The sequence below is a fragment of the Gallintestinimicrobium propionicum genome, assembly GCF_025567525.1.
GTDB classification, from domain to species: Bacteria; Bacillota; Clostridia; order Lachnospirales; family Lachnospiraceae; genus Gallintestinimicrobium; species Gallintestinimicrobium propionicum.
This window is the reverse complement of the sequence record NZ_JAOQJY010000005.1, coordinates 125319-145632: the sequence shown is the minus strand read 5'-3', so window position 1 is coordinate 145632 and position 20314 is coordinate 125319. Positions and strand designations below refer to the sequence as shown.

General features: G+C 50.5%; 14 protein-coding genes and 1 other annotated feature. Of the genes, 1 reads left to right on the top strand and 13 read right to left on the bottom strand.

Features of this window, described 5'->3' with window-relative positions; genetic code table 11:
• Positions 1-15 precede the first annotated feature (15 nt).
• The 13 genes from OCV62_RS05650 to OCV62_RS05590 all read right to left on the bottom strand — a co-directional run bounded on the left by OCV62_RS05650 (position 16) and on the right by OCV62_RS05590 (position 18126).
• Entirely contained in the window at positions 16-4908 is a 4893-nt protein-coding gene (locus tag OCV62_RS05650; protein ID WP_262585544.1) for a PolC-type DNA polymerase III, read from the bottom strand.
• 41 nt (positions 4909-4949) lie between these two features.
• Entirely contained in the window at positions 4950-6011 is a 1062-nt protein-coding gene (gene ispG, locus OCV62_RS05645; RefSeq protein WP_021916353.1) for a flavodoxin-dependent (E)-4-hydroxy-3-methylbut-2-enyl-diphosphate synthase, read from the bottom strand.
• Positions 6012-6221: 210 nt separating this feature from the next.
• A complete protein-coding gene (locus OCV62_RS05640) occupies positions 6222-7364 on the bottom strand; it encodes a serine/threonine-protein kinase (protein ID WP_262585581.1) in 1143 nt (380 codons plus the stop codon).
• Positions 7358-8140, bottom strand: a complete 783-nt coding sequence (locus OCV62_RS05635; protein WP_262585543.1) for a PP2C family protein-serine/threonine phosphatase — start codon at positions 8138-8140, stop codon at positions 7358-7360. The genes OCV62_RS05640 and OCV62_RS05635 overlap by 7 nt, the downstream gene beginning before the upstream one ends.
• A gap of 329 nt (positions 8141-8469) precedes the next feature.
• Positions 8470-9243, bottom strand: a complete 774-nt coding sequence (locus tag OCV62_RS05630) for an ABC transporter ATP-binding protein (RefSeq protein ID WP_262585542.1) — start codon at positions 9241-9243, stop codon at positions 8470-8472.
• Complete coding sequence (locus tag OCV62_RS05625; RefSeq protein ID WP_117961056.1) at positions 9236-10153, bottom strand: ABC transporter permease; 918 nt, start codon at positions 10151-10153, stop codon at positions 9236-9238. The genes OCV62_RS05630 and OCV62_RS05625 overlap by 8 nt, the downstream gene beginning before the upstream one ends.
• Before the next feature lie 32 nt (positions 10154-10185).
• Positions 10186-11280 carry an ABC transporter substrate-binding protein gene (locus tag OCV62_RS05620; RefSeq protein WP_021916358.1) on the bottom strand — a complete coding sequence of 365 codons (1095 nt, stop codon included), beginning with the start codon at positions 11278-11280 and terminating at the stop codon, positions 10186-10188.
• A gap of 153 nt (positions 11281-11433) precedes the next feature.
• Positions 11434-11675 (bottom strand) — a binding site (T-box leader).
• A 141-nt stretch (positions 11676-11816) separates the two neighbouring features.
• Positions 11817-12593 carry a phosphoribosylformimino-5-aminoimidazole carboxamide ribotide isomerase gene (hisA, locus tag OCV62_RS05615; RefSeq protein WP_262585541.1) on the bottom strand — a complete coding sequence of 259 codons (777 nt, stop codon included), beginning with the start codon at positions 12591-12593 and terminating at the stop codon, positions 11817-11819.
• A 374-nt stretch (positions 12594-12967) separates the two neighbouring features.
• Positions 12968-14938 carry a fructose-bisphosphatase class III gene (locus OCV62_RS05610; RefSeq protein ID WP_021916361.1) on the bottom strand — a complete coding sequence of 657 codons (1971 nt, stop codon included), beginning with the start codon at positions 14936-14938 and terminating at the stop codon, positions 12968-12970.
• Positions 14939-15001: 63 nt separating this feature from the next.
• The gene (gene dapB, locus OCV62_RS05605) at positions 15002-15763 is read right to left on the bottom strand and encodes a 4-hydroxy-tetrahydrodipicolinate reductase (RefSeq protein WP_262585540.1); all 762 of its coding nucleotides are present in this window, start codon (positions 15761-15763) and stop codon (positions 15002-15004) included.
• Between the two features lie 119 nt (positions 15764-15882).
• Positions 15883-16767 carry a 4-hydroxy-tetrahydrodipicolinate synthase gene (gene dapA, locus OCV62_RS05600; RefSeq protein ID WP_021916363.1) on the bottom strand — a complete coding sequence of 295 codons (885 nt, stop codon included), beginning with the start codon at positions 16765-16767 and terminating at the stop codon, positions 15883-15885.
• 147 nt (positions 16768-16914) lie between these two features.
• Positions 16915-17433 carry a cob(I)yrinic acid a,c-diamide adenosyltransferase gene (locus OCV62_RS05595; protein WP_262585539.1) on the bottom strand — a complete coding sequence of 173 codons (519 nt, stop codon included), beginning with the start codon at positions 17431-17433 and terminating at the stop codon, positions 16915-16917.
• 66 nt (positions 17434-17499) lie between these two features.
• A complete protein-coding gene (locus OCV62_RS05590; RefSeq protein ID WP_117961044.1) occupies positions 17500-18126 on the bottom strand; it encodes a single-stranded DNA-binding protein in 627 nt (208 codons plus the stop codon).
• Between the two features lie 299 nt (positions 18127-18425).
• Here OCV62_RS05590 and typA point away from each other — a divergent pair, with 299 nt between their 5' ends.
• Positions 18426-20258, top strand: a complete 1833-nt coding sequence (gene typA / locus OCV62_RS05585) for a translational GTPase TypA (protein WP_021916365.1) — start codon at positions 18426-18428, stop codon at positions 20256-20258.
• The last annotated feature ends 56 nt before the right edge of the window (positions 20259-20314 follow it).

The following is a 20314-nucleotide window of genomic DNA, read 5'->3' as shown; positions in this document are numbered from 1 at the left end:
TTCTTCCAGCTTCCGTCAGCCAACCATAAAATCAAACAGACTGATCTGGTTGGACTCCGGCAGATCCCCAAGAATGCCCAGCGTATCCAGAAGCTCCACAATCGTCTTACTCGCCTTGGAACGTTCCCGGAAATCATCCTTGCTCAAAAACGGACCTTTTTTCGCCGCTTCCACGATGGCGTCCGCCGCCTTTTCGCCCAGACCGTCAATGCTGTTTAACGACGGCATGATTTTACCGTCCATGATCTGGAAATTTCGGGAATGTGCTTTAAACAAATCGATGGGCAAAAATTCAAAACCGCGCGCATACATTTCCTGCACGAGCTTCATATCCTTTAACGACGCCTGCTCTTTCTGGGAAAGGCTGTCCGAACGCTTCTTGTAATCCGCCATGACCGCTTCCAGATGCTGTTGTCCCTGACACATGATTTCATAGGAAAAGGCGGATGCACGAATCGAAAAATACGCCGCATAATAAGCCAGCGGATAATTTACCTTACAGTAAGCGATTCGCCACGCCATCATAACGTAAGCCGCCGCATGGGCTTTCGGGAACATGTACTTGATCTTTTTACACGACCAGATATACCAGTCCGGCACACCGACCGCCTTCATCGCTTCTTCCATTTCCGGCTTTAAGCCTTTCCCCTTCCGCACACTCTCCATCGTCGTGAAGGAAAGGCTCGGGTCCATGCCCATGTTGATCAGATAAATCATGATATCGTCTCGACAACAGATCGCCGTGGAAATCGTCGCCTTGCCTTCCTGAATCAGCGTCTGTGCGTTGCCCAGCCACACATCCGTACCATGTCCTAATCCGGCGATTCGAATCAGGTCGGAAAAGCACTGCGGCTTGGTGTCCAGAAGCATCTGGATAACGAAATCTGTACCAAACTCCGGGATGCCCAGAGAACCAACCGGGCAGCCGTCAATCTGATCGGGTGTGATTCCGAGAGCCGACGTATTCTGAAACAGGCTCATAACCTGCGGATCGTCCAGCGGGATCTTCGTCGGGTCAACCCCAGTCAGATCCTGCAGCATACGAATCATCGTCGGATCATCGTGTCCGAGGATATCGAGCTTCAGCAGGTTGTGGTCGATGGAATGGTAATCGAAATGGGTCGTAACCGTATCTGTTGTCATATCGTTTGCGGGATGCTGCACCGGCGTAAAGGAGTTGATGTCCTCTCCCACCGGCAAAACGACGATACCGCCGGGATGCTGTCCCGTGCTTCGGCGCACGCCCGTACAGCCCTGTACAATCCGGTTGATTTCGCAGTTTCGTTTCTTGCTTCCGCGTTCTTCAAAATAATTTTTCACATAACCAAACGCCGTCTTATCCGCCAGTGTGCCGATCGTACCGGCACGGAACGTCTGTCCTGCGCCGAAAATAACTTCCGTATATTTATGCGCCTTACTCTGATATTCGCCGGAAAAGTTCAAGTCGATATCCGGCTCCTTATCCCCCTTAAATCCAAGGAACGTTTCAAACGGAATATCGAAACCGTCCTTAATCAGCGGCTCTCCGCAAACCGGGCACATTTTATCCGGCATATCGCAGCCGCCGTTTCCGGCAAAGGCTTTGACCTCCGGAGAATCAAAATCGTAATAATGGCATTTCGGGCACCGATAATGGGCGCTCAGGGAATTTACCTCCGTAATCCCCGCCATGAACGCCACCAGTGAAGAACCGACAGAACCTCTGGAGCCAACCAGATAGCCGTCCTCCACCGATTTCCAAACCAGCTTCTGCGCAATGATATACATTACGGCGAATCCGTTTTTGATAATAGAGTTCAGTTCCTTTTCCAGACGGTCCACAACGATCTGCGGCAGCTCTTCCCCATAAAGCTCATGCGCCTTGCGGTAACAGATTTCCGTCAAGGTTTTATCGCTGTCCGGAATAACCGGCGGACACTTATCCGGGCGCACCGGAGAAATCGTCTCTATCTGATCCGCAATCCGATTGGTGTTGGTAATGACAACCTCCTCTGCCTTTTCACTGCCGAGATACTGAAACTCCTCCAGCATTTCTTCCGTCGTGCGCAGATATAGCGGTGCCTGGTCGTCCGCATCCTTAAAGCCCTTTCCCGCCATGATAATCCGACGGTATACCTCGTCTGCGGGATCCAGAAAATGCACGTCGCAGGTTGCTACAACCGGTTTATTGAACTGCTCGCCCAGCCTGACGATTTTTCGGTTCATGTTCTGAATGTCCTCCACCGAGTTGACATTTTCAATCTTGTCGGAATGGATCATGAACATGTTGTTGCCGGTCGGCTGGATTTCCAGATAATCATAAAATTTCACGATCCGCGCAATTTCCGCATCCGACTTTTCATCCAGCAGGGCACGGTACAACTCGCCTGCCTCACACGCACTGCCCAGAATCAGTCCCTCCCGGTACTTCATCAGCAAGCTCTTCGGAATTCGCGGTGTCTTATGAAAGTAAGTCAGATGAGACTCCGATACCAGCCGGTACAGATTTACCCGCCCCACATCGTTTTTCGCAAGGATAATCGCATGGTAGGAAAACAGTCTCTTTACAATATCCGGACTGGAATCTCCCAAATGGTTCACATCCGCAAGGGTGTGACAGTTGCGCTGCTCCAGAAGCGGAATAAATTTTACGAAAATTTCCGCCGTTGCTTCCGCATCGTCCACTGCGCGGTGATGATTTTCCAGGGAAACACCCATCGTTTTTGCGACCGCATCAAGCGTATGCTTCGCCTGATGCGGCAAAAGCACGCGCGCAATGCCGACTGTATCCACATAGGTAGGATGCAGCTCGATATTTAACTGCGCCGCATTTTCCATAATAAAGCTCATATCGAAATTCGCATTGTGGGCGACAAAAATCGTACCCTCGCAGAATTTCAAGAACTCCGGCAGCACTTCTTCAATCCCCGGCGCATCCATGACCATTTCATCGTTAATACTTGTCAGCTGCTCAATTCGAAACGGAATCGGCACACGTGGATTGACAAAGGTGGAAAACCTGTCCACAATCTTTCCTTCCACCACCTTGACCGCACCGATCTCGATAATCCGGTTTTTAACCGGCGAAAAGCCGGTTGTCTCGATATCAAATACCACATAGGAATCCCGTAATACCTGACCCTTATCTCCGGTTACGATTTCCTTCAAATCATCCACCAGATACGCTTCACATCCATAAATTACTTTAAAGAAATCATTTCTGTCCGGATTTTCGTCTCCTGCAGCCTTACGCTTTTCTTTCTCCGCTTTCCAGAGGTCATCCAACAGATGGTTTGCATCCGGAAATGACTGTACGACGCCGTGATCCGTGATTGCGATCGCCGGATGTCCCCACTGATACGCCCTCTTGACAATATCCTTTACCTCGGATACACCGTCCATATCGCTCATTTTTGTGTGGCAGTGCAGTTCCACACGCTTGCGCACGGAATGATCCATTCTCGACGTGGTAAAATCCGAAATCTTTTTTACCCCGACAATCGAACCGACCGTCAGCTCGCCGTCAAACTTGTCCACCATCGTCAGACCCTTGATTTTGACAAAAGCGCCGGGCTTGATCCCCTCTTTTACCTCTGCCAGCTGTTCATTTAAGGTAAAAATTTTGATGGTCATCGTGTCAGTAAAATCCGTCACGTCAAAAATCAGGATTGTCCGCTCGTTGCGAATTTCACGCTGATCCATTGCGATGATTTTGCCGCGGATAACAACCTCTCCCATCTCACCGATGATCTCCTCGATCGGGATTGCTTCTTCGTCAAAATCCCGTCCGTAAAGCACATCCGGATTGTCACTTTTTTTAACGCCGCGGCGATAATCGCCACGCCCCTCCCGGTTGAATTTGCCTTTGCCGTATTTGCTCTGTCCGCCCGCATTTCTGCCGCCAGCCGATGCGGTACCGTTCGTGCCTGCCGCAAAAGCTGCCGTCTGTCCCATTGCCGGAGCACTCTGCCCTGCTGCCGGTGCATCCGGGCGCATCCGATTCGCTGCTGCCGCTGCCTCCGCAGGAACCATCGTTCCGCCCTCAAACGGAGCTTCCTGCGCAGCTGCGCCCATGGACGCAAGGTATGCTTCATAGCCGGCATCCATACCGCCAGCCTGCATGCTGCCTTCTGCCCTGTCACCCGGCATCGCACCATTTTGCCCTGCGATCCCCGCTGCACCATACTGCGCTGCGTTTCCGTCTGCGTTCTGTGCAGCATTGCATGCGGTGCCATCCTGTCCGCCTGCATACTGCGGCTGCCCATCGTTACCGGACGCGCTGTATCCGCCGCTCATTACGCTGGCGAACTGCTCCTGGCTCATGCCATAGTCCGTCGCAGCCGGACGAGCACCCGCTTTCGCGGCAATCATCGCCACTTTTCTTGCCAGTGCAATCTCTTCCTCCGCTTTTCTCGGATTTTCCTTCGGCTGACAGTAATGTGCGACCGCCTCCATCGGGATTCCGCACCGTTCACAGCAAATTTTTTCCAGAATACGGACAAGCTCGGGACAGCGTTCATGCGCGATTACCGTATCCGGCACTTCCAACACCAGCTTCCCCTCATCCGGGAAGGAAATATTGGCTGATTTGAACAGACTGTATTCCACCGGGCTGCATTCCTTTAATTCCAGTAAAATGCTCTCCTGATAGGTTTCCAGCAGGCTCTTTAGGTTGTACTGGGCGGACAGCTGAAATTTTTCCTGAATTTTGATCGTGATATTGCAGTTCGGAAACAGCTGCCTTGCAATCTCTTCCTCTACCCGGAAAATAACTGTTTTGGGGATCAGGCGTCCGCAGCTGATATACACCCTGATCAGATCCTTTTGCCGCGTGGTCGTCACCCGTTCTACCTTTACTTTTTCAAACAATGCCCGTACTTCCTGTTCCAGAACAAGCTCCGGAAATACTTCCATGAAACCTTTGGTCATTTTACTCTCCATTTTCGTAAATACTTTTACACCAAAAACGATTACTGTTCGTTCCAGTGCTCCAGTTCATACCGCAGAGTCGGAATAAATTCTGCCTCCGGAATCTTGCGGATGATCTGCCCTTTTTTGATCAGCAGACCTTCCCCGATGCCGCCTGCAATACCCAGGTCCGCTTCCTTTGCTTCGCCGGGTCCGTTTACGACACAGCCCATGACTGCAACCTTGATATCCAGGTTCGGGAACTGCGCTGCAAGCGCTTCTACCTGATTCGCGAGGCTGATCTGGTCGATCTTCGTGCGTCCGCAGGTCGGACAGCTGACAACCTCAATACCGCCTTTGCGCAGTCCAAGCGTCCGCAAAATCAGCTTCGCAGATTTGATCTCTTCTACAACGTCCCCTGTCAGGGATACACGGATCGTATCGCCGATTCCCTGATTTAAAATCAGTCCCAGACCAATCGCAGACTTGATATTACCGGAAAGAACCGTACCGGATTCCGTAATGCCGACATGCAGCGGATAAGGTGTCTTTCCTGCCAGCAGCTCATGCGCATGCACGCACATCATAACATCGGAGGACTTGATGCTGATAACCAGGTTGTCATAGCCAAGGTCTTCGATCATATGCACCTTATCCAGCGCACTCTCTACAATCCCCTCTGCCGTTACGCCATGATATTTTTCTACAAGATCTTTTTCGAGGGAACCGCTGTTTACGCCGACACGGATCGGAATATTGCGTTCCCTTGCAACACGCACTACTTCCGCTACACGGTCTGCACCGCCGATGTTTCCGGGATTGATCCGGATTTTATCCGCTCCGTTTTCCATCGCGGCGATTGCCATCTTATAATCGAAATGAATGTCTGCAACCAACGGAATGGAAATCTGCTTTCTGATCTCAGAAATCGCTTTCGCAGCTTCCAGCGTCGGTACGGTGCAGCGGATAATTTCACAACCAACCTCTTCCAGTCTGTGAATCTGCGCAACCGTCGCCGCCACATCCTCGGTCGGCGTGTTGGTCATCGACTGAATCAAGATCGGATTGCCGCCTCCGATTACACGGTTTCCAATTTTTACGACTTTGGTATGATCTCTGTACATAATGCCCTCCGTTTTATCGCTTCCGCGTTCTTTTTGTTCAAAAGCCCAGTTATTTTTATTTTAACACTTCCCCACAGGCAGTGCAATCGGTTTCCGGCGAACGAATTTTGCTGCCCGACGTGCAGACTTCTCCCGAAAATGCCGTCTCGCTACAGCTGTGCATCACCCGAAATGCATCCGGTTTAAGGAAGCCCCTGCACCTTTTTCGCATCAGCGCTTCTGCCCCATCACAAGCTCATACTCTCCGATTTTTTCGTTTCTACTGTACAGACTCAGCATAACCCGCACCTCGTCCCCGCATCCAAGGGTGTTTGGGTTTAATTCCAGAAACACCGGCTTTTCTGTATACAGTGCGGCATTTTCTTTTATCAGGAGCTTTCGCAGACTGCTATCCCGCAGGGTGATCGGAATTTTACCGGCTGCACGATCTACGCCTGCCGCCTTCGCAGCTACGGTCGCCCCCTGCAGCATCAGAACCGCCGCCAGCAGTGCAAACATCCACCTCCCCGGCGGTTTTGCCGTCCTGAGAACGCTCTGCAGCACTTCACAGTCCGCCGTCTTCTTCCGACGCACTTTTTGCCAAAACGGTGCTTTCTTTCCTGTATCATCTACCGTGCAAGCCTCCTGCAACGCCAAAAGCACCTGCAAAAAAGCCTCCATCGTCTGAAACCGTGCTTCCGGCTCCCTGGCTGTGGCACGCATGATAATCTGTTCCAGCTCATCGCCAACCTGCGGACAGCGGCTTTTCAGGGACGCAAACGCATAAGGCGGTCTGGAAAGGTCTGCCCCGCACAAAAGCGCATACAGTGTCCGTCCCAGACCGAACACATCTGTCCGGACATCCACACAGCGCTTTTCGATTTCCCGGCTCAGCTGCTCCGGTGCCGCATAGCCAGGACTCGCGGAAATGCCTTTTGTCACGGGTGTATGCGCTTCCAGCGCGCTGCCAAAATCGATCAGCCTGATTTTTCCATCGGAATCCTTCATCACATTTGACGGCTTGCAGTCCAAATACAAAAGCGGTGGCTGCATCTGGTGAAGCTTCTGAATCGCTTTTGCCAGACAGATCCCGATCTCGATCACCGTTTCTTCTGCAAAGGCGCCGTCTCGTTCCATCTGCGCCGCCAGCGTTTCCCCCTCAATCCATTCCATAATTAAAAAGCGCTCTTCCTCTTGTTCTACTACATCCACAATCCCCGGAAACGCCGAATCTGCCAGCTTTCCCATCGTAAATTCTTCCCGGATCGGAAAATCCCGTCCGACCTTTTTTGCCGCCCAAATCTTTTGCAGGCGCAGATCATACGCCCGGTAAACGGTTCCGGTTCCCCCGCTCGCTGTTTCTCCTTTTAAAATGTATTTTTCACCGATTTTTCGTTCTTTTTCCAGACAGATTCCTCCTTTTCATATCCGATCAGTACCGCTGTCATATTGTCCTTTTCCCCCTGGGCCGTCAAAAAGCTCCCAATTCCTTTCAGCCGCCGATACAGTTGCCCTGCTTCCCGTTCCTCGTACAGGCAGATTCGGAAAAAATCCGGAGGCGCTTTTTTATAAAATCCGTCCGTACACAACAACAGCATGTCCCCGTCGTCCAGCGTTCCTGTATACAATTGCGGCACTTCCAGCCCAAACGCCCCGACGCAGCGGCGCAGCACGCCGCCCTCTTCATGATCCTGTGAAAGCTGCCTGGTTCCGGTCTGTTTTTCCCGATTTAAGCAGCGTTTGCGGCAAAGCTGATACGCCCTGCTGTCCCCGAGATGCACCAGTACAAATCTGCGTCCGCGAACAAACACCATCGTTACTGTCGTTCCGCTGCAGATTTTTTCCTCCCGCTCGCAGCGCTCCAGCTTTTCCTGCATGTCTAAAAGCGCGTCGAGTGCCCGCTTTTTCATCCGTTTTGTCCAGAAAAGAGAGCGCATTTTCCAAAAACCTTCCCGGTAAAACCATTCCGTCAGCTGCTCTGCAACCAGACCGCTCGCGCATTCTCCTGCCCGCAGTCCGCCGATTCCGTCGCAAACCGCAGCAAATATGAGCTCCTTTTTGCGTGCACGAACTCGCTGCAGCGTAAAAGAATCCTCATTTACCTTGCGAAAATCTCCTTTATTCCAATACCACGACGTGATATACGCCATCCGTCCTCCCGTCTCTCTCCAAAGACCGGAACAATGATTGCTCTTTGAATTTCCCTGCGGTCAGAATATCCGCAGCCTGCGACAGAACGCCGCCAGCGATTATACAGGACAATAGAATGTCCGCCAAGGGTACACGCTATTGTATAGAACGCCCAAAAACCTTTCGATATCCGTATTATATCGTCCCGCGCATGCGCCGTCAACGGTGAAAAATACGGTAGTAATACGAATGCAAACTCTGTAAACAATCTATTGCCATAAAAAAAGGCGGGACAATGAGTTTTTGATATTGCCTCTCATTGTCCTGCCTTTTTTTGATCCGAACAGCCTCAGTTTCCGCACTCTACGCTAATTCGGTTGAAAATACCCATGATCTCGTCCGTGTTGAGCTGATTCTTTTCTTCCCCAACTTTATCCAGAACGATTTTTCCCTGATGCATCATCAGGATACGGTCCCCATATTCCAATGCATAGCGCAGGTTGTGCGTTACCATAACCGTCGTCATTTTCTTTTCCCGGACGATCTGATCCGTCAGCTTCATGACAATTTCCGCTGTTCTGGGATCCAGTGCCGCCGTATGCTCATCCAGAATCAGGAAATCAATCGGTGTCATCGTCGCCATCAGAAGCGCCAGTACCTGACGCTGTCCGCCGGAAAGGGAACCGACCTTTGTTTCCAGCTTGTCTTCCAGCCCAAGTCCAAGACCGGAAAGCATCTCGCGGTACGCATTTTCCCGGCTCTTTCTGACACAGCGGTTCAATCCGTAACCTTTTTCTTTCAGATCCGCAACCGCCATATTTTCCAGCACCGTCATATTCGGGCACGTCCCGGCAGAAGGGTTCTGGTATACTCTGCCGATTTTGCGGTGGCGCATATATTCTTTCTGACCGGTGATATCAGTTCCGTTTACGATGACCTTTCCTGCGTCCGCCGAAATGCTGCCGCAGATCAGGTTCAGCATGGAGGTTTTGCCGGAGCCGTTGCTGCCGACCACCGACACGAACTGGCTGTCTGGAATCGTCAGGTTAAAATCCTGAAACAGGCACATTTCATTGACTGAGCCCGGATTATAATATTTATCGATATGGGAAAGTTCAAGCATTTTTCCGCCCCTTTCGTTCCATGCTGACAACCAGAATGACTAAAAACAGTACCGCCGTAATCAGCTTTAAGTCTGTAGATTTTAATCCCATGCGAAGTGCAATCGCAACGCAGGCTTTGTAAAGGATTGATCCGATCACAACGCTGAACGTTACCATGCCAACCCGCACGTTGTGAAGCGCCTTGGAAATCGATCCGATTCCTTCTAACTTCTGATACAGACTCGTTCCGATAATTACACTCGCAAGTCCGACCACTACAGTTCCGGTTCCGACCGAAATTTCAAAGCAGCGCTGCTGCTGTGCAAACAGGCATCCGCTCAACGTAACCAGACCGTTTGCAATTGCAAGTCCGAGAATTTTTACTTTACCACGGTCACGTCCCATCGCCGTTACAATCGACGCGTTATCGCCAACTGCGCGGAGCAGAAAGCCGGATCCGGTTTTTAGATAAGCGTCTAAAAGCACTTTTACCGCAACTGTAATGACAACCATCACGAGTACGATTTTCCAGGACGCCAGTGCTCCCTGGCAGATTCCGTTGACCAGACTATTATCAAATACAGTTACTTCTTTATAAAACGGAAGGTTCGCCCTGCCTGCGATCCGCAAATTGACGGTGTAAAGAGCGGTCATCATAATGATGCCGCTCAGCAGGTCTCTTACCTTGAGTTTTACATGGATCAGACCAGTCAGTACACCTGCCAGCGCTCCTACAAGGAAACACACCGGAAGCGTAAGAATTGCAGGAACCCCATTTGTAATCATGACTGCCGTAATCGCTGCTCCCATCGGAAAGCTGCCGTCTACCGTCAGATCCGGGAAATCCAGTATTTTATAAGTGATATATACTCCCAGCGCCATGATCCCGTAGATCATACCCTGTTCGAGTGTACTGATGACCAGTTCCATGTCAGAACCTCCTGCTTTTTCTTTCTGTCCTTCTATTCTACTGTAACGGTTTCAAAAACCTCTGCAGCGTCCGCTTCGTAGTTTTCCGGGAAAGTGATGCCAAGATCACTTGCTACTTCTGTGTTAATATAAAGGTTTGCACCCTCGCATGCTTCATAAGGCATGTCGGAAGCCTCTGCCTCGCCCTTTAATACCTTTGCTGCCATCGCTCCGGTCTGTTTGCCAAGTGCTACATAGTCGATACCTTCTGCTGCCAGGCAACCGTTCTTTACCTGTTCTACTTCAGAACCAAATACCGGGATGCCCGCTGCGCTCGCTTTTGCCAGAACGGTCTGCAGACCCTGTACTACGGTATTATCTGTCAGGTTGGAAATGCAGTCTACCTTTGCTGCGAGGTCAGCCGCTGCCATATCGACGTCTGCCAGTGTATTGATGCCGGATTCTACGATTTCAAAGCCGTAATCGTCAGCCAGCTCTTTGTAGGTTTCAATCGTGCTCAGAGAGTTTGCTTCGCTTGTTGTATACAGGATACCGATCTTTGTTGCATCCGGAAGCACCTCGCGGATCATTTTCAGCTGTGCTTCTACCGGAAGCGTATCTGCAGTACCGGTGATGTTGCCCTCCGGTGTCTTATCTTCTTTTGCAAGTCCTGCGCTGACCGGATCGGATACAGCGGTGTAAATAACAGGAATATCGCTGTCCAGGCAGGAATTGTATGCGCTCATTGCGGACGGAGTTGCGATCGCACAGATCAGATCCACTTTCTGAGAAACGTAGTTATCGGAAATCATGCTCGCTGTCGCTGTGTCTGCCTGCGCATTGTCAAACAAAACAGTCAGGTTCACGCCCTCTTCGATGCCCGCTTCTTTTAAGCCTTCCAGAAAACCGGTTCTGCAGTTGTCCAGAGAACCGTGCTCTGCGAACTGGGAAATACCGATTGTGTAGCTTTCGCCGTCTGCCGCCGCTGTATCTGCTGCTGTGCTTTCCGTATCAGCGGTGCTCTCTTCTGTCTGTACGGTTGTGTCTGCTGCGGTCTCAACAGTGGTTGCTGCGGTCTGTCCGCATCCTGTGATCATTGCTGCTGCCATCATTGCTGCTACGGTAAGTGCCATTGCTTTCTTTTTCATTGTGTTGTTCTCCTTTTCTAAAAAAACGATGATTGAAACAAAGAAGAAAAGGAAGGGGATGCGAGTGTGGTGGCTTGAGAAGCTTCCCGCCCAGAGGGCTTCGTTTGTCTGGGAATTTATTCCCAGACAAACGAAAACCGTCTCAAGCATTTTGCTTGAGACGGTAATGTTTCATTATCGCGGTGCCACTCAAATTGACTGTTTCAGTCCACTCTGTTCACATACTATCATATGCGCCGGTCGGATAACGGGTCCGGATCCCGCCGGCACCTACTGTTGGTTCGGGGCCAGCCTCGAAAGTCCATTCCTCAAATGTTCCCATACTGCAATCCCACCGCCTGCAGCTCTCTGTAATGTTCGCGACTCTGAGTACTCCTCTTTCTCATCGGTTTCTCTTTGTTTTCTATACTGTACCTCACTACAGTCAAAAAGTCAATCCCCAGTTTGAAATTTTTCCAATTTCCTCCTGCAGCACAGCGGGAAGCATCCAAGACGGGATTTTGCAAATGGCGCAGGCGAACTGCGTCTCTACATCATTACTGTTCACACGCCGCCAGCACTTTTTCAAACAGCAGGTCTCCGCCGTACAAGTCCAGAGCGCTGCCGACTGTGACATGAATTTTATTCTGTCCGGCTTTTCGAATCTGTTCGATATCTTCCAGACTGCGGATACCTCCGGCGTAGGTGATCGGAATCCGGTTCCATCTTCCCAGCAACCCGATCAGCTCCTGCTCGATTCCGCTGCGTTTCCCCTCCACATCCACTCCGTGAATCAGAAATTCATCGCAGAAAGAAGACAGCATCGTCAGAATTTCTTCCGAAAGCGCGACCCTCGTATAAGTTTGCCAGCGATCCGTCACGATATAATACTTCCCGTCTTTCTTGCGGCAGCTCAGATCCAGAACCAGACGCTTTTTGCCGACAGCATCCATCATGCGGTTCAGATTTTCAAATGAAATATCACCATTTCGAAATACATAGGATGTCACAATGACATGGGATGCACCTGCATCCAAATACTCCCGGGCATTTTCTGCGGTGATCCCGCCGCCGACCTGCAGTCCGCCCGGATATGCCTGCAGCGCAGAAAGTGCCTGCTGCCTGGTCTGCTCGTAATAAGCGCTGTCTTTGCTGTTTAACAGGATGACATGACCATTTTTCAAGCCCTTTTCCTGAAACAGGCGTGCGTACCACGCCGCATCCTGGCTGGAAATATAATTCTCCTGCGCAGAGTCTCCCTGATCCTGAATGCTGCCGCCCACCAGCTGCTTTACCTTGCCGTTATGAATGTCAATACAGGGTCTTAATTCCATGATACTCCCATTCTGCCGCTGTCTGCGGCGCTGTTCATGCTCCAACCGACCGGACGTTTTGCTTCGCGCCGGGTATAAAATCCGTCTTCATGCAGATACTGCATACAGGCACTGCCGCTGCGTCCCGCATTTTAATCCCTATTCCGCAGGCGCTTTGTGCCAAAAAAACCGCGTGCGATCCATAGCTGTGAGAAGCATAAGTGACCACGCTTATGTTTCAAACTAACATCCACCCAGAAACGAGGAATTTCATGAAACGCAATTATCCCATCCGTCCCATCCTCCTGTTGCTGCTTACAGGCATCATTCTGCAGGCTTCCTCCTGTCAGAGCGAAAAGTCCACCAAACACCCGGACGATATGGCGTCTGTCCGGTCAGATTCCTTTTTCGATCAGAATACCATCCCGATAAGCGTTCAGAAGCTTTTCCAGATGCCCGATACTCTCCTTTAGCTCGCGTCCGATATCCGTATCTGCCACAAGAATTCTTCGTTTTGCCGTTTCGATCAGGATATTGTCCGATACCATGTCCGTTTCGTTTCGGATCGCATCCTCTGCGGAAACGAAGGGCCTGTGCTCCACCAGATTCATGCCGTGAGAATTGGCAACAAGGGTATAGCCTGCGATTCCAGTTTTTCCCTGATAAGCCTTGGAAAAGCCGCCATCGATAATCAGTAACTTTCCGTTACATTTGATCGGCGTCTCCCCACGCTTGATCTCCACCGGAACATGACCGTTAATAATATGGGAACGATGCTCATCCAGTCCAAATTCCCGCAGGATCTTATTTAAAATCTCCTCGTTATCATACAGGCGATAATAAGCGTTTTTCGTTTCCTTATGTGTTTCCTTATCTGCGATGAAATATCGTTCAAAGGTCGCCATTTTATCCTTGCCGAATACCGGAGACTTCGGACCCGCCCAGATATACCAGAGGGTATCACGCCCTTTTCTGCGTTCTTCCTTATCCTGAGAGTAATATCCCTTGCGGGCATAGGTTTCCAGCACCTCGTAAAGCTTTTTGCCGCTGCAGAGCTTGCCGTACACATTGATCTGTTCGAAATTTCCGTCCTCGTCCATCGGCACACAGCCATGATAGAGCAGATTGGAATTAAAGATCTTATACATGCTGCCCTTGGCAAACAGGAAGCGCACATGCTTCTGGAGCTTCTCGCAATGAACAAAGGCATGCCGCAGGCGCTCTACTACCTGCTCCTCCTCTGCCGTCAGACGATACGGATCCTTCGGATCGACAGTCGGGAAATCAGAATCCAGCATTTCATATTCCTTATCTCCGATGCGGACAGTTCCTTTTTCAAAGTCGATCTTATCCAGCAGCAGCCGGTCATCCATGTGATATTCCGGATGTGCCAGGATCAGCTGTCCCTCCAGCTTGAACTGAATGATGGCGATCGCCTTGTGCATCATCATGTCGAGCTTTAAGTCCTTGACATCGTAATCTGCCCCGTATTTGATGGAAAATACGCTGCAGTCCGAATTTTCATAGGTCTTTAGTGCAAAGGTCGCCAGGGGGATCAGGTTAATACCATAGCCCTCTTCCAGCGTGTCCAGATTGCCGTAACGAGCGGAAATCCGCAGTACCGTCGCCATACATGCCGTCTGCCCGCTGGCTGCACCCATCCACACAATATCGTGATTTCCCCACTGGATATCCACAGAATGATATGCACTCAGGGTATCCATGATGACATGAGGTCCCTTGCCGCGGTCATAGATATCGCCGACGATATGCAGGTGGTCGATGACAAGGCGCTGAATCAGATTGCAGAGTGCGATAATACATTCCGGTGCCCTGCCGATCCGGATAATCGTATTGATAATTTCGTTATAGTAAAGCTCTTTGTCCTGAATTTCTTCTTTTTCGGTAATCAGCTCTTCGATGACATAGGAAAAATCGTGGGGCAGCGCCTTGCGCACCTTGGAGCGGGTATATTTGGAAGAAACGCGTTTGGTCATCTGCACCAGCCGGTGAATCGTGATCTTGAACCAATCCTCCAGCACATCCTGATCCTCTTCCTCCTGACAGACCAGCTCCAGCTTTTCCTGAGGATAATAAATCAGCGTCGCAAGGCTTCTTTTGTCCTTGACACTCAGCGTGTTGCCGAACTCCTCGTCGATCTTTCTGCGCACGGATCCGGAGCCGTTTTTCAACACATGGTTAAACTGCTCGTATTCTCCGTGAATATCTGTCAGAAAATGCTCCGTGCCTTTGGGCAGACTCAAAATCGCCTGCAGGTTGATAATCTCCGTCGCAGCGTCCGCAATGGTCGGAAACTGCTTCGACAAGCTTTTCAAATAAACCCTGTACTCAAAATTATTATCCATATACCCTCTCTATCTGCCGCCTGGCGGCTCCCCCGGTTTCACCGTCAACAGTTGCTTTCTGTCTTATTTTCCCTCGATCACGCGGCTCATATCGTACATACCTGCAGGCTTACCTGCCAGGAACTTTGCCGCAGAAACTGCGCCTGTCGCAAACAGCTTTCTGGAATATGCCATATGGGAAAAGGTAATGACCTCATCCTGACCTGCAAAAATCACGTCATGGTCGCCGACAATCGTCCCGCCGCGCACTGCAGAAATACCGATTTCCTTTTCCGGGCGCTTCTCCCTGCGGGTCGATCTGTCGTAAACATATTCGTAATCGCCGCCAGCCGCCTGATTCATGACGTCCGCCAGCGCAATCGCCGTGCCGCTGGGAGCATCCAGCTTCTGGTTATGATGCTTTTCCACGATTTCCATATCATAGCCAGCCGCTGCCAGCACCGGAACCGCATCCTTTAACAGCTTCATCAAAAGGTTGATGCCCATGGACATATTTGCAGAGCGCAGGATCGCAACCTTGCCGGAAGCCTCTTTGACATGCGCAAGCTGTTCTTCCGAAAGTCCGGTCGTACATAAAACACAGGGAAGACTTTTTGCGACGCAGGTATCCAGCAGCCCGTCCACTGCTTTTGCATTTGCAAAATCGATCACAACGTCCGCTTCTACATCGCAGTCCTTCAGGGTTTTAAATACCGGATAGGTATTATGGACAGAATCACTCACATCCACCCCCGCAACGATCTCCATCTCTGCTTCCTTTGCGATCATCTCCGTAATGACCTGTCCCATGCGGCCATTGCAGCCGTGCATAATTACTCTGACCATGTTATCCTCCTTGTTCTGAACCTGGATTTTTTCTCTGTGGATTGCTCTGCTGTAACCCTCGCAATCCTGAAATGTAAAACAGACCGGAGCACTTTATGTCCCGGCCTGTCAAAAAGCCCTTATAATACACCAAATTTTTTCATTTCACGTTCCAGTCTTGCCGCATCTGCCTCTTCCATCTCTGTCAGCGGCATCCGCAGGGTTCCGGTGCACATGCCCTTTAACTGCATCGCCTTCTTGACCGGGATCGGATTCACTTCACAGAAAAGCGCTTCTACAAGGGGAACTGCCTTTAATTGCAACTCACAGCTTTCTTTTACCTTTCCTTCAAAATAAAGGCTACAGATCTGGTGTGTTTCCTGCGGCGCAACATTTGACAAAACAGAAATCACGCCCTTTGCTCCCAGAGAAAGCATCGGAACAATAATCGCATCCTCACCGGAATAGAGATCCACACAGCCATCTGCGATGCTCATGAGATGAGCTGTCTGGCTGATATTCCCCGTTGCATCCTTGACACCGACGATATTTTCCACATCTCTGCACAGGCGCACGATCGTCTCCGGCTGCAGCGTCGTACCGGTGCGGGACGGAACGTTATATAACAGGATCGGCAGCTTTACAGAATCCGCAACCATCTTAAAATGCTGATACAGACCATTCTGAGTCGCTTTATTGTAGTAAGGAGTTACAACAAGCAGCCCGTCTGCACCGATCTTCTCCGCTTCCTGGGAAAGATAAACCGCCGTCTCCGTGCAGTTAGAGCCGGTTCCTGCCACAACAGGAATCCGATGTGCCACCTTCTCCACACAATAGCGGATCACATCCAGATGCTCCTCATGCGTCATCGTCGCAGATTCACCGGTTGTGCCGCACACAATGATCGCGTCTGTCTGATTTGCGATCTGCTGTTCAATCACTTCGCCAAATTTATCATAATCAATCGAACCATCCGTATGAAACGGGGTGATAATCGCTACTCCGGCACCTTCAAAAATTGCCATATAAACCTCCTTGCGAGCCGTCCGGCCGCCTTGCTTTCTAACAGATTTTATATAGAATTATCATAGCACCCTGCGCCTTGACTGTCAATCAACAGGGAAAAACAAAACCCGCGCTGTAGAGAAGCTCCATCCAGCGCGGGTCTGTTTTTATTTAATTTGTTCGATATCAGATACATGGTCAGCGATTCCCAAAAGGCTGTCACACATCCGAATTCCAGTCAATGTCACATCCGTATCTGCACCGCGCAGAAAGATCAGTTCTCTCAACTCCTGCTCCTGCACGATCCCGCAGTCCACAAGCCCCAGCACCTCATCCAGTACCAACAGGTCGCATTGACCAGTGGTCAGCACCTTTCTCGCAAAGCAGATACCATTTCGAATATTCTGTGCTTCTTCCCTCTGTTTATCTTCCGGAAGAGATAAAAAGTCAGCATCCGATTTCTCAAACCGGAAGATTTTGATCTCCGGTTCCAGCTGCCGCTCAAATGTAGAATCCGTCAGGCCTCTCCCCTTCAAAAACTGAATCACTACTACACGTTTGCCGGATGCGGCAGCAATCAACGCTTCCCCGAGTGCCGCCATCGTTTTTCCATAGCCGTCCCCTGTAAAAATCTGAACTCTGCCCATAGTCGGAATTCCTTTCCCGATTTGTCTTTTCGTAAACATTTGATGCCGCAGATATATCATATGATGTCGATATTTTAGCATACCTTACCCTAATCTGCAACTATATCAGTCCATCCGCTCCAGCTTGCTGACTGATACCTCATAAGCGATACGCTTTTCCAGCTGATCCTCGGAAAGCTTTTTCATATATTCCCGGCTCTGGATCCGTCCCCATACCGCACAATGGGCGCCAACCTCAAAGCTGCCTGCATATCTGGCATTCCTGCCCCAACAGATGCAGGGAATGTAATCCGATTTTCCGTAAGGTCTGTTGACCGCCAGCAGCACATCCGCGATCTCCCGCCCCAGCGGCGTCTTACGGTAAACCGGCTCCTTACAGATATAACCGTCCAGATAAATCTGGTTTGTCCGCGCACTTTCCTCCAACTCATCCACGAATGTGATCTCCCTTGCAAACACAGATAAAATCAGCTTATTCCTGCGTTCTTCATGGCGGTTATACGAACGGAACTGTCCGTAAATGCTTACATATTCCCCCTCGTAATTCGCATCCACGTCGATCAGGCGCTCCGATACCATAACCGGGATGATATCATAGGATTCGCTCAGCCGCGCGACTTCCACATCCATCATGTAAAAGCCTTCACCGAAAATCTCATGGCTAAACGTAAATCCGCTGATAATTTTGCCCATTACTGCTGCCTGGTTGTTTTCAATTACCTTATCTGTCATTTTAAAGTTCTCCCTTCTTGTTACAAGAATTTTTTCCTGTCATGTAATTCCATTTTATGGGGTTTCTTCCTAATTTATGAATATACGGAGGCGCACAATTCTCCTTTTCCCGACATCTGCACCCGCTTCCGGCAGTTTTTTCCTTATTTTTGTGTCGAAAAACAGCTCTTTGGGCGTTTTAATGGTTGCATCAGAAAAAAAGCGGTGCTATACTTGTACCGTTTAAACCCGGAAATGATGAAATACGCGGCCGGAATGCCGCAGTACAAGCCGCTTTGGCGGCGGAATGTGAGGAAAAAATGAGACAGAAAAGAGAAGACGTGAGAAACGTTGCCATTATCGCCCATGTCGATCACGGCAAAACCACGCTGGTTGATGAGCTGTTAAAACAAAGCGGTGTGTTCCGTGCCAATCAGGAAGTGGCAGAACGCGTGATGGACTCCAATGCCATTGAGCGCGAACGCGGTATCACCATCCTTTCTAAAAATACAGCCGTTACCTACAACGGCACAAAGATCAATATCATCGACACTCCCGGACATGCCGATTTCGGCGGCGAGGTAGAACGTGTCCTGAAAATGGTAAACGGCGTTATCCTCGTTGTAGACGCATTCGAAGGTCCCATGCCGCAGACCCGTTTCGTTCTGCGCAAGGCTCTGGAGCTGCAGCTTCCCGTTATCGTCTGCATCAACAAGTGCGACCGTCCCGAAGCGCGTCCGCTGGAAGTACAGGATGAAGTTCTGGAGCTGTTCTTAGAGCTGGATGCTACTGACGAGCAGCTGGATTGCCCCTTTGTTTACGCATCCGCGAAAAACGGCAGTGCGACGACGAACCTGACCGTTAAGAATAAGGATATGAAGCCTCTGTTCGACACGATCCTGGACTACATCCCTGCTCCTGAGGGCGACCCGGATGCTGGTCTGCAGCTGTTGATCAGTACCATTGACTACAACGAATACGTCGGCAGAATCGGCGTCGGCAAAGTGGATAATGGCAAGGTTTCCGTCAATCAGGAGGTTGTCATCGTCAACCATCACGATCCCGACTCCACCAAGCGCGTAAAGGTCAGCAAGCTTTATGAGTTTGACGGTTTGAATAAAGTAGAAGTCCGCGAGGCGGGTATCGGCTCCATCGTTGCAATTTCCGGTATTGCAGACCTGCACATCGGAGACACGCTCTGCTCTCCCGATGCGCCCAACGCAATTCCGTTCCAGAAAATTTCCGAGCCTACCATTGCAATGTACTTCATGGTAAACGACTCTCCCCTTGCCGGCAAAGAAGGAAAATTCATCACCAGCCGTCATTTGAGAGAGCGTCTGTTCCGCGAATTAAATACTGACGTTTCCCTTCGCGTGGAAGAAACAGATTCCACCGATAGCTTTAAGGTATCCGGACGCGGCGAGCTGCATCTGTCCGTCCTGATCGAGAACATGCGCCGTGAGGGCTATGAGTTTGCAGTCAGCAAGGCGGAAGTTCTGTACCATTATGATGAAAAGGGGCACAAGCTCGAGCCTATGGAACAGGTATATATCGATGTTCCGGAAGAGTTTGCCGGAAACGTTATCGAAAAGCTCGGTCAGAGAAAGGGCGAACTGGTCAACATGACCCCCGGCCACAGCGGCACGACCCGCCTGGAATTCATGATTCCTTCCCGCGGTCTGATCGGCTACCGTGGTGAGTTCATGACCGACACCAAGGGCAACGGTATCATGAACGCTATATTTGACAGCTATGCGCCTTACAAGGGCGATATCCAGTACCGCAAGCAGGGCTCCCTGATCGCATTCGAGGCAGGCGATGCCATCACCTACGGTCTGTTCAATGCACAGGAGCGCGGCACACTGTTTATCGGAGCCGGTGAAAAGGTTTACGCCGGAATGGTTATCGGTCAGACCGGTCGCAGTGAAGACATCGAAGTCAATGTCTGCAAGACCAAGAAGCTGACTAACACCCGTTCTTCCAGCGCCGACGATGCCCTGCGCCTTTCCCCTCCGCGCATTTTAAGCCTGGAGCAGGCACTGGACTTCATCGACACAGACGAGCTTCTGGAGGTAACTCCCAAGTCTCTCAGAATCCGTAAAAAAATCCTGGATCACACCATGCGCAAGCGTGCTGCAATCCAGAACAAGTAGCGCAAAAAAGGGAACCTCATGGTGGGTTCCCTTTTTTGCGCTACTTTCAAATTTCC

Bases quoted from the DNA above. Each gene is read 5' to 3' on its own strand.
- OCV62_RS05630 (WP_262585542.1), bottom strand. From the start codon at position 9,243: ATGCTTGAACTTTCCCATATCGATAAATATTATAATCCGGGCTCAGTC.
- OCV62_RS05590 (WP_117961044.1), bottom strand. From the start codon at position 18,126: ATGACAGATAAGGTAATTGAAAACAACCAGGCAGCAGTAATGGGCAAA.
- OCV62_RS05610 (WP_021916361.1), bottom strand. From the start codon at position 14,938: ATGGATAATAATTTTGAGTACAGGGTTTATTTGAAAAGCTTGTCGAAG.
- OCV62_RS05635 (WP_262585543.1), bottom strand. From the start codon at position 8,140: ATGGCGTATATCACGTCGTGGTATTGGAATAAAGGAGATTTTCGCAAG.
- ispG (WP_021916353.1), bottom strand. From the start codon at position 6,011: ATGTACAGAGATCATACCAAAGTCGTAAAAATTGGAAACCGTGTAATC.
- hisA (WP_262585541.1), bottom strand. From the start codon at position 12,593: ATGGAATTAAGACCCTGTATTGACATTCATAACGGCAAGGTAAAGCAG.
- OCV62_RS05620 (WP_021916358.1), bottom strand. From the start codon at position 11,280: ATGAAAAAGAAAGCAATGGCACTTACCGTAGCAGCAATGATGGCAGCA.
- OCV62_RS05650 (WP_262585544.1), bottom strand. From the start codon at position 4,908: ATGACCAAAGGTTTCATGGAAGTATTTCCGGAGCTTGTTCTGGAACAG.
- typA (WP_021916365.1), top strand. From the start codon at position 18,426: ATGAGACAGAAAAGAGAAGACGTGAGAAACGTTGCCATTATCGCCCAT.
- OCV62_RS05625 (WP_117961056.1), bottom strand. From the start codon at position 10,153: ATGGAACTGGTCATCAGTACACTCGAACAGGGTATGATCTACGGGATC.
- dapA (WP_021916363.1), bottom strand. From the start codon at position 16,767: ATGGCAATTTTTGAAGGTGCCGGAGTAGCGATTATCACCCCGTTTCAT.
- dapB (WP_262585540.1), bottom strand. From the start codon at position 15,763: ATGGTCAGAGTAATTATGCACGGCTGCAATGGCCGCATGGGACAGGTC.
- OCV62_RS05595 (WP_262585539.1), bottom strand. From the start codon at position 17,433: ATGTTTACGAAAAGACAAATCGGGAAAGGAATTCCGACTATGGGCAGA.